Origin of the sequence: Muricauda brasiliensis (genome assembly GCF_003057865.1) — a bacterium.
GTDB classification, from domain to species: Bacteria; Bacteroidota; Bacteroidia; order Flavobacteriales; family Flavobacteriaceae; genus Flagellimonas; species Flagellimonas chongwuensis.
The window spans coordinates 126,535-145,232 of record NZ_QBTW01000016.1 but is presented as its reverse complement, the minus strand read 5'-3'; the positions used below and the strand labels follow the sequence as shown (position 1 = coordinate 145,232).

The following is an 18,698-nucleotide window of genomic DNA, read 5'->3' as shown; positions in this document are numbered from 1 at the left end:
AAACAACATCCATGAACTTATTAACGGTCGAAAATATATCAAAATCGTATGGAGAGCTGGTGCTCTTCTCCGATATTTCCTTTGGAATCAACAAAGACCAAAAGATAGCCCTCATCGCTAAAAACGGGAGCGGCAAAACCTCTATTCTCAATATCATGTCGGGAAAGGATACTTCCGAAACGGGTCAAGTTACCTCGCGCAAGGGCATCAAAATTTCCTTTTTGGAGCAGGAGCCCGACCTGAACCCGAACTTGACCATTGAAGAGACCATTTTCACTACCGACAACGAAATACTAAAGGTAATTGCCAATTACGAAAAAGCCGTAGAGAATCCAGAGAATACAGAACAGTACCAAAAGGCCTTCGAGGCCATGGAACGACTGAATGCCTGGGATTTTGAGACTCAATATAAGCAAATACTTTTTCAATTACAGCTCTCCAAACTTGATGCGAAGGTCAGCACATTATCCGGCGGACAAAAGAAACGTCTGGCACTTGCCAATGCGCTGCTCAACAAACCAGACTTATTGATTCTGGATGAGCCTACCAACCACTTGGACCTAGAAATGATAGAATGGCTGGAAGCTTACTTTGCCAAGGAAAGCATCACCCTGTTCATGGTAACGCACGACCGCTACTTTTTGGATAGGGTCTGCAATGAAATTTTGGAGCTGGACGACAATCAGTTATACACCTACAAAGGCAATTACTCGTACTATCTGAACGAAAAAGATGCCCGGATGGAACGGGAAGCCGTAGAGCGACAAAAGACCAAAATGCTCTACAAGAAGGAGTTGGATTGGATGCGTAGGCAGCCCAAGGCCCGTACAACGAAATCAAAATCCCGGATTGATGATTTTGCCGAGATAAAGCAGCGTGCCCACAAACGTCGACAAGAGCACGAGGTACAGCTAGAACTCAACATGGAGCGCTTGGGCAGTAAAATTTTGGAGCTGCACAATATTTCAAAATCCTACGGGGACAAAACCATCTTGGACAAGTTTGACTACAACTTCACCAAAGGGGAACGCGTGGGTATTATCGGGAAAAACGGAACGGGGAAATCTACTTTCTTAAATATCCTTACACAACAAGAAGATGTAGAAGGCGGAAAGGTTGTGGTTGGCGACACCATTAAATTTGGATACTACACCCAAAAGGGAATCCCAGATAAAGAAGGTCAAAAGGTTATTGATGTGATTCGTGAGTTCGGGGATTACATCCCTTTAAAAAAGGGAAGACAAATCTCCGCGCAGCAACTTTTGGAGCGTTTTCTTTTCGACCGTAAAAAACAATACGATTTTGTTGAAAAACTAAGTGGCGGGGAACGGAAACGACTGTATTTATGCACCGTGCTCATTCAAAATCCGAACTTCCTGATTCTGGATGAACCTACCAACGATTTGGACATTGTTACGTTGAACGTACTGGAAAGCTTCTTATTGGATTTTCCCGGATGCTTGATCGTGGTCTCCCACGACCGATACTTTATGGACAAAATCGTAGATCACTTATTTGTGTTCAGAGGAGAAGGTATTATTGAAGATTTTCCTGGCAATTACTCGGATTATCGAGCATACGAGAGCAGTAAAGTTATAGAGGAGCGCGAAAACAAGACCACATCTTCAGAAAAAACGGAAAACAATTGGCGGGATACGAGTGGTGGCAAACTTTCCTATTCCGAGCAAAAGGAATACAAGCAGTTGGAGAAGGACATTCAAAAATTGGAAGAAAAGAAAGTAGTACTCCAGAACAAGTTTACAGACCCAGAGCTTGATGGAGACGAAATTGCCAACATTTCCATTGAACTTAAAGAAGTAACCGATGCCATCGAAGAAAAAACAGAGCGCTGGTTCGAGCTTTCTTCCATTTTAGAAGGATAAAAATGTGGTTCCAATTCACTTCATATCTAGACTTTTTATCCAAATCCACCAATCAGCATGGTGTGCACTCCCCTTTTGTGTTCCTATATGTGACAAAATGCCTCTATTCCAAAAAAAGACTTCACAAGAACAAAAGCATCAATACATTACTCAAGACCATAGGTTATTTTAGTTTTCAAAATATCAGCATTGAAAATAATACCGAGGTCAAAGAAGTGGTGAAACAGACTTTTCCCAAAATTCGATTTGATGAAAAACTCTTGGACCTTCTTTTTGTAGATGAAATGGACGTGCTATTATTTCAAAAAATATATTCCGAAGGAAAATTGCATAACGACAGTATTATATTGATCGACTCGATGTATAAAAACAAGGAAGCCTTGGACCAATGGAAGCATTTGATTGCCTTACCGGAAATCACAGTAAGCATAGATATGTATCATTGCGGACTTATTTCCATTCGAAGGGAACAGGCAAAGGAACATTTCACGATTCGAATTTAAAACGGTAATTTTAGGTTATGGAAAATATAGCTACAGATAACACCATTTGGTACATACTGGCCGTTTTGGGACTTATCTATCTGATTATTTTGTTCAGAAACAAGAAAGCGACCAAGCGTAGAAAGTCCCGCAAGTTTATGGAGGGAAAACGTCAACACGACAAAAACAATGAGCACTGATCAATTTACAATCAGCGTTATCCAGAAATACAAGTAAGCATCCCTGACTACTGAAAAAATGAAAATATATACCAAAACTGGAGACAAGGGCACCACATCGTTATTTACAGGCACCCGTGTACCCAAACATCACGTTCGCATTGAAAGTTATGGTACCATTGATGAACTCAACTCCCACTTAGGGCTTTTGAGGGACCAGGATATGGATGAACATTCCAAAAAAACACTTTCCTTTGTCCAAGAAAAGCTTTTTACCGTAGGCTCCATATTGGCCACAGAGCCCAAAAAGGACAATAGACTTAAGATTCCGCGTATAAGTTCAGAAGATATTGAGTTTTTGGAGCAGGAAATGGACAAAATGAACGAGGAGCTTCCGGAAATGACACATTTTATTCTTCCGGGAGGGCACACCACAGTGTCATACTGTCATATTGCCAGAACGGTTTGCCGTCGTGGCGAACGTATGATTTCCTACTTGCATGAGAATGAACCAGTGCCGGAGAACGTCTTATCCTATATTAATAGACTTTCTGATTATTTATTTGTTCTGGCACGCAAGTTGTCCAAAGACTTACATGCCCAAGAGGTCAAGTGGATTCCAGAGAAGTTGGACTGACAAAATCGCTTTTTTGCCCTAAATGTTTTGTCAACAATAAAATAATTTTTAAATAATGGTGTTTTTACTTGGCAGATTGAGTTTAAAAATTATTTTTGCAAAAAATTTAAAATCAAACCGTTACTATGTACTGGACTTTAGAACTAGCCTCATATTTAAGTGATGCGCCTTGGCCAGCAACCAAAGACGAACTGATAGATTACGCCATTCGAACAGGAGCGCCGTTGGAAGTTGTAGAAAATTTACAATCCATGGAGGAAGAAGGAGGCGAGATATATGAGTCAATAGAAGAAATTTGGCCCGATTATCCCACCGAAGAGGACTACCTCTGGAATGAGGATGAATATTAGATCCGAAAGCACAAACCACGTTAAAAAGTCTCATTTGAGGCTTTTTTTTATGTAATTTTGACAGCCTGGCCAAAGAATTCCATCGTAATCCCATCAATGGAACGGCTTTTGACAATCAAAAGAAAAAACATTTCATGAGTTTTATTAATTCCGTACTTAAGGTTTTTGTAGGAGATAAATCGGAGAAGGATGTAAAGTCCCTACAACCTTTGGTAAAAGAGATAAAATCCTTTGAGCAACAACTTGAAGGATTGTCACATGATGAACTGAGACAAAAAACTACATCTTTTAAAGCAAGAATAGCTGAAGACTGTAAAGAGATCAACGATAAAATTGCCGAGCTAAAAGACGAAGTGGAAAATTCGAACGACATTGATCGTAACGAAGAAATCTATTCCGAAATCGACAAGCTCAACGAAGAAGCCTATAAAATTTCCGAAAAAACACTGGAAGATATCCTTCCCGAAGCCTTTGCCGTGGTAAAGGAAACCGCAAAACGATTTGCGGCCAACGAAACCTTAACCGTAACGGCCAGTGAATTCGACAGAATGCTTTCTGGAGATAAGGATTATGTCTCCTTGGAAGGCGACAAAGCGGTTTGGCAAAACTCATGGGATGCCGCTGGAAAAGAAGTTACCTGGGACATGGTACACTACGATGTACAGCTTATCGGAGGTATTGCACTACATCAAGGTAAGATTGCCGAGATGCAGACAGGTGAAGGTAAAACCTTGGTAGCTACCCTCCCACTCTACCTCAATGCATTGGCCGGAAAAGGCGCACATTTGGTAACGGTAAACGACTATTTGGCAAAAAGGGACAGTGCTTGGATGGCTCCCTTGTTCGAGTTTCATGGACTTTCCGTGGATTGTATCGACAAACACCGACCCAACTCCGATGGAAGAAGAGCTGCTTACAATGCGGACATTACATACGGAACCAACAACGAATTTGGTTTTGACTACCTCCGCGATAACATGGCGCACACCCCAGATGATTTGGTACAACGTCCGCACCACTACGCCATTGTGGATGAGGTGGATTCTGTATTGATCGATGATGCCCGTACACCTTTGATAATTTCCGGTCCGGTTCCCGAAGGAGACCGTCACGAATTCAATGAACTAAAACCACAGGTTTCGGATATCGTCCAAAAACAACGTCAGCATTTAACCGGCGTTTTGGCAGAAGCCAAAAGATTGATTAAGGAAGGTAACACTAAGGAAGGTGGCTTCTTGTTGCTACGGGTTCACCGTGGACTTCCTAAAAATAAGGCACTCATCAAGTTTTTGAGTGAAGAAGGGGTTAAGCAATTACTTCAAAAGACCGAAAACTTCTACATGCAGGACAATAATAGGGAAATGCCAAAAGTGGACGAAGACCTATTATTTGTTATCGACGAAAAAAACAATCAAATCGAATTGACCGATAAAGGGGTTGAAAGCATCTCTACCGATCAGGACAAAGAATTTTTTGTGATGCCCGACATCGGTAGTGAAATTGCCAAAATCGAGAACCAAAACCTCGAGATTGAAAAAGAAGCTGAACTCAAGGAAGAACTCTTCAAGGATTTCGCAATTAAAAGCGAGCGCATCCATACCATGACCCAGTTGTTGAAAGCCTACACCCTGTTCGAAAAGGATGTGGAGTATGTGGTGATGAACAACAAGGTAATGATCGTGGACGAGCAAACAGGTCGTATCATGGACGGTCGTAGGTATTCCGACGGTCTCCACCAAGCTATTGAGGCCAAGGAGAACGTAAAAATCGAGGCCATGACCCAGACTTTTGCGACAGTTACCCTACAAAACTACTTTAGAATGTACAGCAAGCTGTCAGGGATGACGGGTACAGCAGTAACAGAAGCAGGCGAATTTTGGGAAATCTATGAGTTGGATGTGATGGAAATCCCGACCAACCGACCCATTGCCCGTGACGACAGACAAGATTTGATCTACAAGACCAAACGGGAAAAATACAATGCCATCATTGACGAGGTTACGAAACTATCTCAATCGGGCAGGCCTGTATTGATTGGTACCACCTCTGTTGAGATTTCGGAATTATTATCCAAATTGTTGAGCGTCCGCAAGGTTCCTCACAATGTATTGAACGCGAAACTCCATAAAAAAGAGGCCGATATTGTTGCCGAAGCCGGTAAGGGCGGTATAGTAACCATTGCCACCAACATGGCCGGTAGGGGTACCGATATTAAATTATCCCCAGAGGTAAAAGAAGCAGGTGGTTTGGCCATTATTGGTACGGAACGCCACGATTCCAGACGTGTGGACAGACAGTTAAGAGGTCGTTCCGGACGTCAAGGAGACCCCGGTAGTTCCCAGTTCTATGTTTCTTTGGAAGACAACCTGATGCGCTTGTTCGGGTCTGACCGAGTGGCCAAAATGATGGACCGTATGGGCTTGGAAGATGGAGAAGTTATTCAACACTCCATGATGACGAAATCCATTGAGCGTGCTCAGAAAAAGGTGGAGGAGAACAACTTTGGAATCCGTAAGCGTTTGTTGGAGTATGATGATGTAATGAATGCCCAACGGGAGGTTATCTACAAAAGAAGAAGACACGCATTGGAAGGTGAACGTCTAAAAGTGGACATCGCCAACATGATCTATGATACCTCCGAAGCCATTGCGGAAACCAACAAAATGGCCGATGATTTCAAAAACTTTGAATTTGAGCTCATTAAATATTTCTCCATTACATCACCTATTGATGAAGAAGAGTTCAAAAAATTGAGCTTTCAACAGATTGCCAATAAAGTCAACGACGAGGCCTACAAGTACTACAAAGAAAAAATGGAACGTAGTGCCACGGTTGCCTTCCAAGTCATCAAAAAGGTATACGAAGATGAGGCCAACAAGTTTGAACGTATCGTAGTTCCATTTACGGACGGCATCAAATCCTTGAACGTTGTTACCAATTTGGAAAAGGCTTACAATACCGATGGAAAACAGTTGATTACGGATTTTGAGAAGAACATCACACTGGCAATCATCGACGATTCTTGGAAAACGCATTTGCGTAAAATGGATGAATTGAAACAGTCCGTGCAATTGGCGGTTCACGAGCAAAAAGACCCATTATTGATCTATAAGTTCGAAGCTTTTGAACTCTTCAAGGAAATGATCGATAAAGTGAATCGAGAAGTAATTTCCTTCCTTTTCAAAGGGGAATTACCCTCGGAGAACACCTCTCAGATTCAAGAGGCAAGAAATGTTCGCCGACCTAAGGAGAACATTCAGACTTCTAAAGAGGAAATACCAAACAGCGACGAATTGGCCGCACAGAACAGGGCTGCAGGCCAAACCCAAGGGCAGCGTCCTCAAGTAACTGAAACCATTGTTCGGGAAAAACCGAAAATCGGTAGAAATGATAGGGTCACCATTAAAAATGTGATGTCAGGGGAAAGTAAAACGGTAAAGTATAAACAGGCCGAACCCCTTATAGACAAAGGAGAATGGGTCTTGGTCAACGACTAACCCATCTCAAATAGAAACCTAAAGTGGCAGTTATTAAAGCTGCCACTTTTTTTATATCAAAAACATAGTTAGATTTACATCATAAAACACCCCATAAAGCTACTCTATCATACCGATTCAACCTTTTTATGATAGAGGCATATTCACACGCAGCATATGAAAAGTCCTGATAAGGATACATATAGGATACAAGACAAAGTTACTTTGATACTAAAGGTAAATTATAATTCTTCCTTCTTTGCTGCCATCTTTGGATTGGTATGCTACTTCTTTTTGGGTATAGATGGTATTGTTCCATATACTTTTTGGGGCTATGCAATCATCAATCTTATAAATACATTGCTTTACAAGGAACATGAAAAATTAGTGCTCACCTATAACTTCACCTCCATTTTGTCTATGTTGGGTGCAATTGTTATTACCCTATACAGCGGAGGTATAGATAGCCCGTTCGTTTTTGTTTTGGCGATAATAGTGTTTGCCGGTTATGTGACCACAAAAGTATTTGGCCAATTGTACCTCATATTAAATTTGGCCGTTCTCACCCTCCTGTTCCTGTATGATACAGGTGATTTCAAGATATCTGAAAACACAATCCCTTTAGAATCGCGCGATTGGTTTGCTTACTTGAGTGCAATGTTTGCTGTTTACTTATTGGGAGGAGTATTTGGTAAGAACCTTTTAAGTGCCCACCATAGGTTGTACAAATCACGTAATGAAATTCAGGAACGTATAGATGAAAAAGAGATACTTCTGAAAGAGGTACACCATCGCGTGAAAAATAACTTACAGACTGTTTCGAGCTTGCTGAGCCTACAATCTAGATCTATCGACGATAGTAAAATCAGTAATATCATTAAAAGTAGCCAAAACAGGGTAGTATCAATGGCCATGGTACACGAAATGCTCTACAAGCGTGATGATTATCTATCCAAAATAGAACTGAAACCATACGTTCAAGAATTGTGCGACTATTTGGTCAGGTCCGTCAAAGGAAGTGTGAATGACGTTAAAGTCAATTTGGACATCAAAAATTACAAGTTGAGCATTGACACGGTGATTCCCTTGGGCTTGATTATCAATGAAACCATTACCAACGCACTAAAGTATGGAATTGCAGAAGTCCAAAATGGTGAAATCCATGTCTCTGTAGAAAGAATTGATGATAACCGTTACAAAATGCACCTTGGGGACAATGGTATCGGATATTCGGAGGAAATAAACCCGAAAACATCCAACTCGCTTGGGCTAAAGCTTATCTACAACTTGGCGAGGCAGCTTAGGGGCACCATTACCAGGGACTACGACAAAAAAGGTACTCACTACACCATTGAATTTGAAGAAGTCATAGAACAGTTCAACTCTGTGGACCAGTAGACCAAACAAGGTCCAAGATTTGGCTAAAATGAAAAGGTCGGCTTACACCGACCATTCCTATCTATTTCCAATATAAACTTAAACTTCTATAATTTTCTTTCTCTAAAAGAGAATGCTATGCTTGCTAAAACAAAGGCAATACTTAACGACAACAAGAAAGGTATCAACATATCCAACATCATGATTAAGCCAATTTAGACTTATCGTTCTTTGTTTTAAAAGAAAGCTCCTTTTTGATTTTAGAGTTTTTGAACTTGTACAATCTAACTGTTTTTCTATCCTTTCTGATTGTTTGGTTGAATTCAACTTTCAACTCAACACCCATTGTTAGTGTATCCACTTTAGCTTCCTTTGAGATATCTTGGGCAAATGCCATTGTTCCGAAAAAAGTTACTGCGATGATGGTGAAAATTGTTTTCATTTGTTCTGTTTGTTTTACGATGTAAAAGTACTTTCACCTGCAACCCCGACTCGATTTCCATCGCTCAATGACATTTTTCTGTCGGTGAATAAATTTTTATCGGTTAAAGTGTTTTTTATCGACGACGAACGTTTTTGGGTCCAAAAACAACATACCGAACGCATGTGCATTTCATCGATAATCCGCTTTGCAGTTCATCTGTAACCCACTGAAAGGCAATAATTTATTTGTAAGAAAAAGATTATATATATGTAGTCCAACTTGAGTTGTTACTGGTTGTTTCCTACGTTTTTGATACTCCGCCAATGCTGGCGTTCAATCCGTCCAATAGACGATGATTAACATTTTTTAACGGCTATATAAGTAATTGTTGGTATCTTATTACTACTAAAGAAGAAACTAAAATGAAATCTGTGAGAACTCCATTTTTAATTCTGCTGCTGTTGGCATCAATAAGTTGTCAACCCAAGAACAAATCCGACAATCAAGAAGTAGCTCAAACAAATGAGTCCGAAAACCATTCTATAGCTAAGTTGAGCTCAGAAGAACTTCAAAAATACAAGACCGCCTATTTTGCCAGTGGATGCTTTTGGTGTGTTGAAGCCATTTTTGAAAGCGTAAAGGGCGTTAAGGAAGTATATTCTGGTTATTCCGGTGGGTTCGAAAAAAATCCCACCTACGAAGAAGTTTCCTATGGCAGGACCCATCATGCCGAAGCTGTAGAAGTATATTACGACCCAGAAACCATATCATTCACACAATTGGTACAGGTTTTCTTTGGTTCGCATGATCCAACTTCATTGAACAGACAAGGTCCAGACCGTGGAGCACAGTATCGTTCCATTGCGTTTTACAAGAATGATAAGGAAAAGAAAATCATTCAGGATTATATAGCCAAGTTGGAAGCCGAAAATGTATATGGTGACCGTAGTATAGTTACTGAGGTCACACCTTTTGAAAAGTTTTACAAGGCTGAAGAGTATCATCAGGACTACGAAAGGCGGAATCCAAACAACAGCTATATCAGAAATGTATCTATTCCTAGATTAAATCGCTTTAAAGAAAATTTTAAGTCCTACCTGAAAGAAGATGTTCACTGAAGATAATGTGGTAGGCACTGGTCGTTGAAGAGTTATATCGACCAATAGGTTCGGGGTGGTTCCTTGGGACTGGCGATTGAAGCTAGTTCTTTAGAACCACCTCGCTGTACTTAGAATTGATTTTGATGGTCTTACCATCATTTTTGCTAATGTGGTAACCTGTGTATAAATTACCCCCTTGATTCTTCATCGATGTTAGTTTTAGCGCCTTGGGATACTGAAAACCTGAAGTCGTCTCATTTACCGAAATAACATAGGGCGTCTCGGGCAGTTTACAATCCAACTCACCATTCTCCAAGGATATATCAATAGAGTTGAAACCATTGGATACCTCATCAATATTCAATACGCCAAAATTATTGGTCACCAAAGCCTTGCCGGCTACCCTACCAATCACCACATTGGATGACACAGAATTCAGTTTTAAATTCTTTACTTCTTTTAAATTGACCCTATCCGAGTAATCGGCACTAAGGCTGCCATAGTTCCAGTTTTGAACCACTACGGGAGAGTATGAAACCCGAATATCGGTGCTGGCACCTTCGATGGTTGAGGCAAGCAAGCTTGCATAAGACAAGCTTGCTTTGATGTTTTTAGCATTTTCTGCCAATTTTACCTCGCCGTGTCGTACATTCATTTTTACCTTAATGTACTTCGGCATTTTGATGATAATTCGTTTTTTGACCTTATACTCTTTATGCTTACCTCCCGATGAAAAATAAAATACATTGGGGCTTCCATTTACTCTGATTTCTTCCCGTAACTGCTTTCTAAGTTCTGCCTGCTCTTTTCGGATTTCAGCCTGCTGGGCGCGTATCTCTTCTTGTTGCTCTCTCCTTTGTTCTTGCATCTCCCTGCGTATTTCCTGTTGCTCTTCACGGAATCTCTCCCTATCTTCCCTCATCTCCTCTCTTCTGGCCTCGCGTTCCTCTGCCATTTTCTCCATCTCTTCTCCCCATTTCTCAAAACGCTCCTTATACTCTTTATCAAAGGTTTTGTCAAACTCCTTTTTCCATTCCTTCATGTATTTGTCACCATCCTTTTTGTAGGCATCGTAATCAAAATCTATAGGTGGCATAGGAGGTAACGGTGGCATGGAGGGCATCACCGCTATTTCTGGAATAATGATTTCAGGGATTTCCGGAATTTCAACATTGGCGATAATTTCTGCCACCGACGGCATATCTGGAATATCGATGTTCACCGTTCTAAAATCATAATCATAGCTAGGTCCCGCACCTTCTGTGCTTACCTCAATTTCCTTACTATTGCCCATTATTTTGACCAGATCCTGCTCAAAATAAAAATCCGCATCTTTTTGATCTACGCCTTCCAGCTCGATTACAGCTGTGATTTCCACTTGGTCCTTTGCCCAAGTCTCGAACTCAATATCGGCATAACTCGTATTGATGCTCAATTCCGTGTCGTTTTTGACATCGAAGGTTTCCTTGTAGGTTTTGGATTTCTCCTGCGCTTGGCCGGTAAAGCCGACCAAGGCCAGAAACAATCCGCTACACAATATTTGATGATTCCTGTTCATTTTTTGATGATTTTAATTGATTCAACTTTGATTTTAACTTTTGCAACAACTGCAATCTCAACTGCAGGTTATTGATGAGTGCGCCTATCGTCTGATCATTGGGACCATAATCGTTCAATTCTTGATTAAGTCTTTGGTATTCCTTGTTCAGTTCCGCCAATCGGTCCATATAGCTGCCCACAAGCTCCTTGTTACCAGGGTCATCGGCCAGTTCCGACAACTGTAGGTTAATATTGGTGGTATAATAGGTCTCTATCTTTTTCAAATCTGGCGATAGGTCGCCCAAGGAAATGCCTTGAGCCTCCTTACTTGGATTATCCCTGTCCACAACGGTTATCTTTTCATCAGGTTCAACCGTTCCTCCATTACCACTGAAGTAATAGACCGACAAGCCCACAGCAACCACAACCGATGCGGCAATCTGCATCCAAAGTGAAATCACCTTTCGCTTGGGAGGGTCTTTTGGTAACTCTTTTTCCAACTTGGCAAAAAAGCGATCCTCATGCCCTTCCTTCATTTTAAAGCTTTTCTGCTTTCTCTCCTTTTCAAATAATTCTCTAAGATCACGTGCCATAAGCCAAATCTTTTAGTTTATCTTTTAATTGTGCTTTTCCTCGAAGCAATCGGGTCCGCGAAGCCGTTTCGGTTATTCCCAGTATTTCAGAAATTTCCTGATGGTCATACCCTTCCACTAAAAACAATTGCACTACGTATCTATATTTTTGGGGCAGTTCCTCTATCGTCTCTTTCACCTGTTCAATAGAAATTCCTTCCTCCACCGACCAATCATCTTCCTCTGCCACTTGCAAATAACTTTCATTAAGCTCCACTGTTCGCTGATGTTTCGATTTTAAGAAATCGATACTGCCATTCACTACAATTCTTTTCAACCAAGCCCCGAACGTAACATCACCCTTAAACTGTCCTATTCGCTGAAATGCTTTAATAAATGAATCTTGAAGCACATCCTCCGCATCATCCGCATTTTTTAGGAACCTCATGGCCACACAGAACATACCATCACAATATTGACGGTACAGTTGCATTTGTGCCTGACGGTCGTTCGCCTTGCACTTTTCTACAAGCTCAATATGGAGCACACTTGGTTCTATGTCTGGTTTTTTAGTTGTTCTGTACTAATGACGATGCAAAAAATGCAACGTTGCAAATTAGGACGTTTTTTATTCAATTTTAACAAAAAAAGCCCCGTTGAACATATCAACGGGGCTCATTATTAAAAAGTTACACAGTTTATTCGTCCAATAATAAATTTAGGTGAACTGTGATGTTATCACGCGTTGCCTTGCTGTACGGACACATTTCATGTGCTTCGTTGATAATAGTTTCACCTGTTTCCTTATCTACCGTGGGCAAATAGGTATCCAACGTAACCTCCAAGAAAAACCCATCGTCCTCCTTATTAAAGGCAACAATAGCGGTAACGCTAAAATCCCCAAGGTCATCAATATCGTGATTTTTGGCAACAGCCTCTACTGCACCTGCGTAGCAAGTAGAATATGCGGCAGCAAAAAGCTCCTCTGGATTTGTAGATTTTGGATCAGGTTTACCCTTGGAGTTGGGCATTGAAATAGGAAAATCCAAAACGCCATCTTCACTCTTTACATGTCCTGCTCTTCCTCCTGTATTAGTGGCCTGGGCCTCAAAAATAGTCTTCATCTTTTAAATGTTTATAGGTTCGTAAAAATCGGCACCTCTTATGATTACCGATCATTTAACGAATAAGGTACCACTTTGCTTGCGGAAGTCCGCTTTAACAGATATTAAATTTTTGTGAAATGGATGGTAAAATAAAGAGGCAAAACCGAGCAAAGTCCGAACAAACCCGTAAAATCTTTATAAATTCGTACAAACTGATGAACCGTACACTTGGCAGAAGAGAACAAGATACCTTCCGATACCATTTCCAAAATCAAGTCACTCAGAAAACAAGAACTTTCTGTCGATGCTTTGGCTCAGGGAATTTTTGATGGCAACCAAGCTATGCTTGCCAAAGCCATCACCTTATTGGAGAGTACAAAAACAGCCCATTTTGAAAAAGCCAATGCCGTTATAGAAAAGTGTCTTTCCCGACCCACGAACAGTATTCGTTTGGGAATTACGGGGGTTCCCGGAGTCGGTAAAAGTTCATTTATAGAAACCTTGGGCAAAACCTTGACGGAAAAAGGCAACAAAGTTGCCGTTTTGGCCGTGGACCCGACCAGTTCATTGAGTAAAGGCAGCATTTTAGGGGATAAAACCCGAATGGAAACCTTGGCAAAAGACCCGAATGCCTTTATTCGCCCTTCCCCTTCTGGTAGCTCATTGGGTGGTGTGGCACAAAAAACACGGGAAAGCATCATACTATGCGAAGCTGCAGGTTACAATGTTATTTTGGTGGAAACCGTAGGTGTTGGACAAAGTGAAATTGCGGTACACAGTATGGTCGATTTTTTCCTTTTGCTGAAATTATCAGGGGCCGGAGACGAGCTCCAAGGGATTAAGAGAGGAATCATGGAAATGGCCGATGCCATAGCCATTAACAAAGCAGACGGAAGTAATTTGGAACATGCGAAGCTGGCCGTAACTGAATTTTCCAGAGCCTTGCACCTTTATCCTCCCAAAGCCAATGGCTGGGTACCCAAGGTGATGAAGTGTTCCGCCATGGAAAAAACCGGCATTGAAGAAATCTGGGACATGGTGCAGCAATTCGTGGAACACAACAAGGAAAACGGCTTTTTTGAAAAGAACCGACAGCAACAGAACAAAAACTGGTTCCTTCAGACCGTGGATGAACAGATCAAGCAATTCTTCCATCAAAAAGAAACTTTTAAAATAGAACAGGCCCAATTGTTGATAGAAATCGAAGAGCATAAAATTTCGCCTTTCTATGCAGCGAAACTCCTATTGGACAAGATTACCAAGGAACTTTAAATAAAAGCAATAAATTTGCACAGATTTTATATTGAATGAGCACCGTCACCGATTCCCTTTTATCTATAGTGGTTCCTTTGTACAACGAGGAGGACAATGTGGTCCTTTTGACCCAAAAAATCAATGAAAGCCTTGAAGGGTACAATTATCAAATTGTATACGTAGATGATTTTTCTACCGACAAAACCCGAATCAAGGTCAAGGAAATGGATGACAAGAGAGTCCATTTGATTGAATTGAAAAAAAACTATGGCCAGAGTTTGGCCCTGGCTGCCGGGATTGATTATGCCGAAGGAGAATATATCATCACGATGGATGGAGATCTCCAAAACGACCCCTCCGATATTCCAAACATGTTGCAATACGCCATTACCGAGGAATATGACGTTGTGACGGGTATTCGTCAAAAGCGAAAGGACTCACTGGTTAAAAAGATACCCTCTAAAATCGCCAATTTTTTGGTGAGAAGGGTCACTAAATTGGACATCAAGGATAACGGATGTGCCCTCAAGGTTTTTACCAAAGATATTGCAAAAAGCCTGAATTTATATGGCGAAATGCATCGTTTTATTACGCTTTTGGCCCATTTGGAAGGCGCACAGATAAAGCAGGTTCCCGTAAAGCACCATGCAAGGCACGCCGGGGTTTCCAAATACGGCCTAGAGCGTGTTTTTAAAGTTGTGGCGGACATGATGCTGTTACTTTTCATTAGAAAATACTTTCAACGCCCCATCCACTTGTTTGGGATTTTTGGAGTTTTGTTGGTCATCCTTGGAGTTTTGATCAACATTTATTTACTAATCGTTAAGCTAGAATTTGATCAAGATATCGGTACGAGACCGCTGCTCATTTTCGGGATGATGTTTATTGTCGGTGGAATCCAATTGTTTACCATCGGAATTGTAATGGAACTTTTGATTAGAACCTACTACGAATCACAGCAGAAGAGACCATATCGCATCAAAAAAATAAGCATAGGTGACGGAAAAGCTGCGTAAAAAGCTCATAACCGCCTTGAAGATTATCATCAGTGCGGTACTGATTTACTTTATTTTCACCAAAATAGAGTTGAAAGATGTTCTCCAAACCTTAAAAAAGAGCGACCCATTATATTTATTCTTGGCTTTACTGTTTTTTGTATTGTCCAAAGTTTTATCCGCCTTTCGTACCAACTTGTACTTTCATCAAGTCGGGGCTAAGGTTTCCCAGTTGAGCAACTTAAAACTGTACCTGTTGGGAATGTTTTACAACCTCTTTTTACCGGGAGGGATTGGCGGCGATGCCTATAAGGGCTTCGTTATCCAAAAAGAGTTTCAACCGGGCACCAAAAAAGTGATTTCAAGTTTGCTTTTAGATCGATTAAGCGGCATGCTCTTGCTTTTTGTGTATGCCTGTGCACTTGCACTGTTTTCAGAAAATGAATTTTTCCAAACCTTTTACTGGTTGCTCATAGCGGCCATTCCGCTGAGCATTTCAGTATTTTGGTTTGCGAACAAGACCTTTTTTACCACTACTCTAACGGTTTTTTGGAAATCTTTGGGACTCTCGGCGTTGGTACAATTGGCACAATTAATCTGTGTACTCTTTATTTTGCAATCTTTGTCCGTTAACCTGAATAGTATTGAATACCTGTTTGTATTTCTGGTCTCCTCAATTGTCTCCGTTATTCCATTGACCATTGGAGGGATTGGAAGTAGGGAGGTCACCTTTTTATACGGGGCAAAATGGCTGGGATTGGATGAGAGCACATCCATTGGCATTAGCTTTACTTTCTTTTTGATTACGGCACTTACTTCGCTCTTCGGTGTCATCTACCACTTCAATAAGCCAAAGTTGGAATCGGTAGATTAGTCCAAATGCACCAAATGCATTTTGTTCAATTTATCTTCTCTCGTATTCGGGTTCAGGAATTTGATCTGCAATCGGGTAATGCGAAATTGATCCACGGTAATTTGCTCGTCCCAAGCAATTCCATTGTCTTTCAATTGCTTTAATTCTTCATCCGTGGCGTAGACCCAAACATCGTCCTTTTTGGCAATTTCCGGTATTGAAACTATTTCAACAGGCTTTTTGTTATAGAAATCCAACGACCAAGAATATCTTTCGGAAACCTTATAAATATTGTCCACGGGAATATTGTTCTCCCGCACCTTTTCCGCCATATTGGAACCGCCTTGGTATTCGAGCAGTTTTGGGTAAAAATGGGCATTCATTAAACCATTCAACAGAACTGAACTCAAAATAGCGACCGTTACAATTTTAGTGTATACGGCTTCTTTTTGAAAAAGAAGATATGTAACCAATACGAGTGCCAACAACAATAACAAATAGTTATACCAATATTCCAATTTGAAAACATAGAGACTTACCAACAGGGCAAAGACCACTACCAATCCCAATATAAAATACTGGATACCCAAGATGATTTTTGCCATCTTCAATTTTTCCTGTTGGTGCAAAACATATAGGAAAGCTGCTGATAGGATCGCATATAACGGCATCAGGATATTCATGTAGTGCGGCAATTTAAACTGCGCAAAACTGATGAGAAGGAACAAAATGGAAATCCCGCCCACGGTCAGAAATTCTAAATTGGGCCTATAAGCGAACTTCGCTTCCCAAAAGGCTCTTACTTTGGTCCAGTAGCCAATCAATGCAAGAACCGTCCAAGGCAGGAACACCCACAAAAAGGTATGGAAGAAAAAGAAAAAATCGCTACTGTTCTTCCCTACGCCTTCGCCACTCATCCGTTCAAAGCTCTGCTCCCAGAAAATAAAGAAGATACCACTACGGTGATCCTTGCCGCGAATTACTTTCTCAGGGTGCAAATCAAACTGATGGTAATAGGCATATAACATGGGCGTAATAGTTAAGCAAAAAACAACTAATGCAACCAGTAACTTCCAATTGAGCAATCTTTCCCATTTTCGGGTATAGGCCAAGTGGCAAAGTATCGAGATTCCAATGACCACTAAGGCAATCTGCCCTTTGGTGGAAAAGGCCATTCCAGCTCCAAAAGCACCCAAAGCGATACTTTTTAAGGTATTCTTTTCGATATAAGTGGCCAATTGCCAAATGGAGAATATCGTAAATCCAGTCAAAACAGCATCGGTACGGACATCAATGTTGGCCAAGACCATGGTTTGGGCCGTCATAAAAATCAATGAGGCATATCGACCAACATCCTTATTGTATAACAATTTACCAAGACCGTAGCAGCTATAGGCACCTAACAAAGTTGACAAAATACCGGGAATGCGGTATGCCCAATCGTGAATGCCAAAAATTTTATAGGAAAGTGCTGCCAACCAATAATGCATGTGCGGTTTGTCCAGATACTCTTCGGGACCTTTGAAAAGGCTCAAAAAATCATTTTCCTGAACCATCCGCATGGCCATTACCGCAAATTGAGCAGAATCGTTCTCCATTAAGGTTACAAACATGCCAATGATGTACACCAACACAATCAATCCAATATAAAACCAATATCTAGCGGTTGAGATCATACCCCTATTTTTTGAAAAGCAAATATAGCCAACTTGGCCCACAACCATCCGAACAGTGAGCCTACAAAGGCTCCTGTAATCACATCCAACGGATAGTGCACGCCGATGTAAATACGGCTATAGGCCACAATGCAGGCCCAAAGCAGCAAAACCCAAGAAATATATTTCACCTTATTTCTGAACAATACGGCAAAGAAAATCGCTGGGCCAAATGAGTTGGCCGCGTGCGCAGAAAAATACCCAAATTGTCCACCACAGTAGCTTTTTACCAAGCGCATTGCGCTGCTCACATCAGGTTCGTGGCAGGGACGCAAGCGACCGATACCATACTTGAAAAAATTGGACAGCTGATCGGTACAAGTAATCAACAAAGCAATGGAAACCAAAATTATTCCAGTTCCCTTCCAACCAAAAGTTCGATAGGATAAATAAAGCAATAACAGATAAAGTGGTGCCGAGTTTCTGGTCGTCGTCATAAACATCCAGAAACCGTCCCAAGTCTCGGTTCCCAATCCGTTAAGGAACAAAAACAGTTCTTTATCGTGTTGCAGTAATTGTTCCAGCATTATTGGTCGTATCTGGAAACTTCCCGGTCATAAAAAGCCGTGGCGGCCTCAATTAGGCTTTCCGCTTCTTCCAATAAATCGGCTTCATCTTGTTTGGAGAATTCTTCCATCCATTCCACTTCATCATTCTCCAGATTGATGATGAATCGTGGGTATTCGGTATGTACAATAAAAATGGCCTCGGGAAAATCCGTATTGTCGGCCAATAAAAATTTAGGTAGCTCCATGT

The 18,698-nt window shown here is 41.1% G+C and carries 19 protein-coding genes; 11 read left to right on the top strand and 8 right to left on the bottom strand.

All coding sequences use genetic code 11. The features are described from left to right. Positions 1 to 11: 11 nt before the first annotated feature. The 7 genes from DCK90_RS12720 to DCK90_RS12695 all read left to right on the top strand — a co-directional run bounded on the left by DCK90_RS12720 (position 12) and on the right by DCK90_RS12695 (position 8,405). Entirely contained in the window at positions 12 to 1,883 is a 1,872-nt protein-coding gene (locus DCK90_RS12720; RefSeq protein ID WP_108246599.1) for an ABC-F family ATP-binding cassette domain-containing protein, read from the top strand. Between the two features lie 2 nt (positions 1,884 to 1,885). Continuing rightward, positions 1,886 to 2,386: a hypothetical protein gene (locus DCK90_RS12715; RefSeq protein WP_108246598.1), complete on the top strand. Its 501-nt coding sequence runs from the start codon at positions 1,886 to 1,888 to the stop codon at positions 2,384 to 2,386. 17 nt (positions 2,387 to 2,403) lie between these two features. After that, on the top strand, positions 2,404 to 2,565 hold the full coding sequence (locus tag DCK90_RS17070) for a hypothetical protein (RefSeq protein WP_199912690.1): 162 nt from the start codon (positions 2,404 to 2,406) through the stop codon (positions 2,563 to 2,565). A gap of 58 nt (positions 2,566 to 2,623) precedes the next feature. Next, entirely contained in the window at positions 2,624 to 3,181 is a 558-nt protein-coding gene (locus DCK90_RS12710) for a cob(I)yrinic acid a,c-diamide adenosyltransferase (RefSeq protein WP_108246597.1), read from the top strand. Positions 3,182 to 3,306: 125 nt separating this feature from the next. Next, the gene (locus DCK90_RS12705; protein ID WP_013551418.1) at positions 3,307 to 3,531 is read left to right on the top strand and encodes a DUF2795 domain-containing protein; all 225 of its coding nucleotides are present in this window, start codon (positions 3,307 to 3,309) and stop codon (positions 3,529 to 3,531) included. A gap of 134 nt (positions 3,532 to 3,665) precedes the next feature. Next, positions 3,666 to 7,028: a preprotein translocase subunit SecA gene (secA, locus tag DCK90_RS12700; RefSeq protein WP_108246596.1), complete on the top strand. Its 3,363-nt coding sequence runs from the start codon at positions 3,666 to 3,668 to the stop codon at positions 7,026 to 7,028. A 156-nt stretch (positions 7,029 to 7,184) separates the two neighbouring features. Continuing rightward, positions 7,185 to 8,405 carry a sensor histidine kinase gene (locus DCK90_RS12695; RefSeq protein WP_108246595.1) on the top strand — a complete coding sequence of 407 codons (1,221 nt, stop codon included), beginning with the start codon at positions 7,185 to 7,187 and terminating at the stop codon, positions 8,403 to 8,405. A gap of 184 nt (positions 8,406 to 8,589) precedes the next feature. Here DCK90_RS12695 and DCK90_RS12690 read toward each other — a convergent pair whose 3' ends face one another. Further along, the gene (locus DCK90_RS12690) at positions 8,590 to 8,826 is read right to left on the bottom strand and encodes a hypothetical protein (RefSeq protein ID WP_108246594.1); all 237 of its coding nucleotides are present in this window, start codon (positions 8,824 to 8,826) and stop codon (positions 8,590 to 8,592) included. Positions 8,827 to 9,230: 404 nt separating this feature from the next. Here DCK90_RS12690 and msrA point away from each other — a divergent pair, with 404 nt between their 5' ends. After that, positions 9,231 to 9,926, top strand: coding sequence for a peptide-methionine (S)-S-oxide reductase MsrA (gene msrA, locus DCK90_RS12685; RefSeq protein ID WP_108246593.1), 696 nt, complete (start codon positions 9,231 to 9,233; stop codon positions 9,924 to 9,926). Between the two features lie 82 nt (positions 9,927 to 10,008). Here the strand turns inward: msrA and DCK90_RS12680 are convergent, their stop codons facing one another. The 4 genes from DCK90_RS12680 to DCK90_RS12665 all read right to left on the bottom strand — a co-directional run bounded on the left by DCK90_RS12680 (position 10,009) and on the right by DCK90_RS12665 (position 13,143). After that, positions 10,009 to 11,466: a DUF4097 family beta strand repeat-containing protein gene (locus DCK90_RS12680; RefSeq protein ID WP_108246592.1), complete on the bottom strand. Its 1,458-nt coding sequence runs from the start codon at positions 11,464 to 11,466 to the stop codon at positions 10,009 to 10,011. Beyond that, the gene (locus DCK90_RS12675; RefSeq protein ID WP_108246591.1) at positions 11,438 to 12,040 is read right to left on the bottom strand and encodes a hypothetical protein; all 603 of its coding nucleotides are present in this window, start codon (positions 12,038 to 12,040) and stop codon (positions 11,438 to 11,440) included. Before DCK90_RS12675 ends, DCK90_RS12680 begins: the two co-directional genes overlap by 29 nt. Further along, positions 12,030 to 12,566 carry an RNA polymerase sigma factor gene (locus DCK90_RS12670; RefSeq protein ID WP_108246590.1) on the bottom strand — a complete coding sequence of 179 codons (537 nt, stop codon included), beginning with the start codon at positions 12,564 to 12,566 and terminating at the stop codon, positions 12,030 to 12,032. The genes DCK90_RS12675 and DCK90_RS12670 overlap by 11 nt, the downstream gene beginning before the upstream one ends. 151 nt (positions 12,567 to 12,717) lie before the next feature. Further along, on the bottom strand, positions 12,718 to 13,143 hold the full coding sequence (locus tag DCK90_RS12665) for an Ohr family peroxiredoxin (RefSeq protein WP_108246589.1): 426 nt from the start codon (positions 13,141 to 13,143) through the stop codon (positions 12,718 to 12,720). Positions 13,144 to 13,353: 210 nt separating this feature from the next. Here DCK90_RS12665 and meaB point away from each other — a divergent pair, with 210 nt between their 5' ends. From meaB to DCK90_RS12650, 3 genes are read left to right on the top strand one after another with little or no spacing between them, the layout of a single operon-like run. Further along, entirely contained in the window at positions 13,354 to 14,397 is a 1,044-nt protein-coding gene (gene meaB, locus DCK90_RS12660; protein WP_108246588.1) for a methylmalonyl Co-A mutase-associated GTPase MeaB, read from the top strand. A gap of 35 nt (positions 14,398 to 14,432) precedes the next feature. Next, on the top strand, positions 14,433 to 15,395 hold the full coding sequence (locus tag DCK90_RS12655; protein WP_108246587.1) for a glycosyltransferase family 2 protein: 963 nt from the start codon (positions 14,433 to 14,435) through the stop codon (positions 15,393 to 15,395). Next, entirely contained in the window at positions 15,376 to 16,248 is an 873-nt protein-coding gene (locus tag DCK90_RS12650) for a lysylphosphatidylglycerol synthase transmembrane domain-containing protein (protein ID WP_108246586.1), read from the top strand. Before DCK90_RS12655 ends, DCK90_RS12650 begins: the two co-directional genes overlap by 20 nt. On the opposite strand, the gene DCK90_RS12645 is transcribed toward DCK90_RS12650, so the two are convergent. The 3 genes from DCK90_RS12645 to DCK90_RS12635 are packed head-to-tail and all read right to left on the bottom strand — an operon-like array spanning position 16,245 to position 18,696. Further along, the gene (locus tag DCK90_RS12645; RefSeq protein ID WP_108246585.1) at positions 16,245 to 17,903 is read right to left on the bottom strand and encodes an ArnT family glycosyltransferase; all 1,659 of its coding nucleotides are present in this window, start codon (positions 17,901 to 17,903) and stop codon (positions 16,245 to 16,247) included. The two genes, DCK90_RS12650 and DCK90_RS12645, sit on opposite strands and share 4 nt — an antisense overlap. Continuing rightward, on the bottom strand, positions 17,900 to 18,469 hold the full coding sequence (locus tag DCK90_RS12640; RefSeq protein WP_108246584.1) for a phosphatase PAP2 family protein: 570 nt from the start codon (positions 18,467 to 18,469) through the stop codon (positions 17,900 to 17,902). The genes DCK90_RS12645 and DCK90_RS12640 overlap by 4 nt, the downstream gene beginning before the upstream one ends. After that, the gene (locus DCK90_RS12635) at positions 18,469 to 18,696 is read right to left on the bottom strand and encodes a hypothetical protein (protein WP_108246583.1); all 228 of its coding nucleotides are present in this window, start codon (positions 18,694 to 18,696) and stop codon (positions 18,469 to 18,471) included. The genes DCK90_RS12640 and DCK90_RS12635 overlap by 1 nt, the downstream gene beginning before the upstream one ends. Positions 18,697 to 18,698 lie beyond the last annotated feature (2 nt).

What these genes read in the sequence shown, in the direction of transcription:
- DCK90_RS12640 (WP_108246584.1), bottom strand. Translation starts at nt 18,469, where the DNA reads ATGCTGGAACAATTACTGCAACACGATAAAGAACTGTTTTTGTTCCTT.
- DCK90_RS12665 (WP_108246589.1), bottom strand. Translation starts at nt 13,143, where the DNA reads ATGAAGACTATTTTTGAGGCCCAGGCCACTAATACAGGAGGAAGAGCA.
- DCK90_RS12680 (WP_108246592.1), bottom strand. Translation starts at nt 11,466, where the DNA reads ATGAACAGGAATCATCAAATATTGTGTAGCGGATTGTTTCTGGCCTTG.
- secA (WP_108246596.1), top strand. Translation starts at nt 3,666, where the DNA reads ATGAGTTTTATTAATTCCGTACTTAAGGTTTTTGTAGGAGATAAATCG.
- DCK90_RS12695 (WP_108246595.1), top strand. Translation starts at nt 7,185, where the DNA reads ATGAAAAGTCCTGATAAGGATACATATAGGATACAAGACAAAGTTACT.
- DCK90_RS12720 (WP_108246599.1), top strand. Translation starts at nt 12, where the DNA reads ATGAACTTATTAACGGTCGAAAATATATCAAAATCGTATGGAGAGCTG.
- DCK90_RS12635 (WP_108246583.1), bottom strand. Translation starts at nt 18,696, where the DNA reads ATGGAGCTACCTAAATTTTTATTGGCCGACAATACGGATTTTCCCGAG.
- DCK90_RS12710 (WP_108246597.1), top strand. Translation starts at nt 2,624, where the DNA reads ATGAAAATATATACCAAAACTGGAGACAAGGGCACCACATCGTTATTT.
- DCK90_RS12705 (WP_013551418.1), top strand. Translation starts at nt 3,307, where the DNA reads ATGTACTGGACTTTAGAACTAGCCTCATATTTAAGTGATGCGCCTTGG.
- DCK90_RS12645 (WP_108246585.1), bottom strand. Translation starts at nt 17,903, where the DNA reads ATGATCTCAACCGCTAGATATTGGTTTTATATTGGATTGATTGTGTTG.
- DCK90_RS17070 (WP_199912690.1), top strand. Translation starts at nt 2,404, where the DNA reads ATGGAAAATATAGCTACAGATAACACCATTTGGTACATACTGGCCGTT.
- DCK90_RS12655 (WP_108246587.1), top strand. Translation starts at nt 14,433, where the DNA reads ATGAGCACCGTCACCGATTCCCTTTTATCTATAGTGGTTCCTTTGTAC.
- DCK90_RS12715 (WP_108246598.1), top strand. Translation starts at nt 1,886, where the DNA reads ATGTGGTTCCAATTCACTTCATATCTAGACTTTTTATCCAAATCCACC.
- msrA (WP_108246593.1), top strand. Translation starts at nt 9,231, where the DNA reads ATGAAATCTGTGAGAACTCCATTTTTAATTCTGCTGCTGTTGGCATCA.
- DCK90_RS12690 (WP_108246594.1), bottom strand. Translation starts at nt 8,826, where the DNA reads ATGAAAACAATTTTCACCATCATCGCAGTAACTTTTTTCGGAACAATG.
- DCK90_RS12675 (WP_108246591.1), bottom strand. Translation starts at nt 12,040, where the DNA reads ATGGCACGTGATCTTAGAGAATTATTTGAAAAGGAGAGAAAGCAGAAA.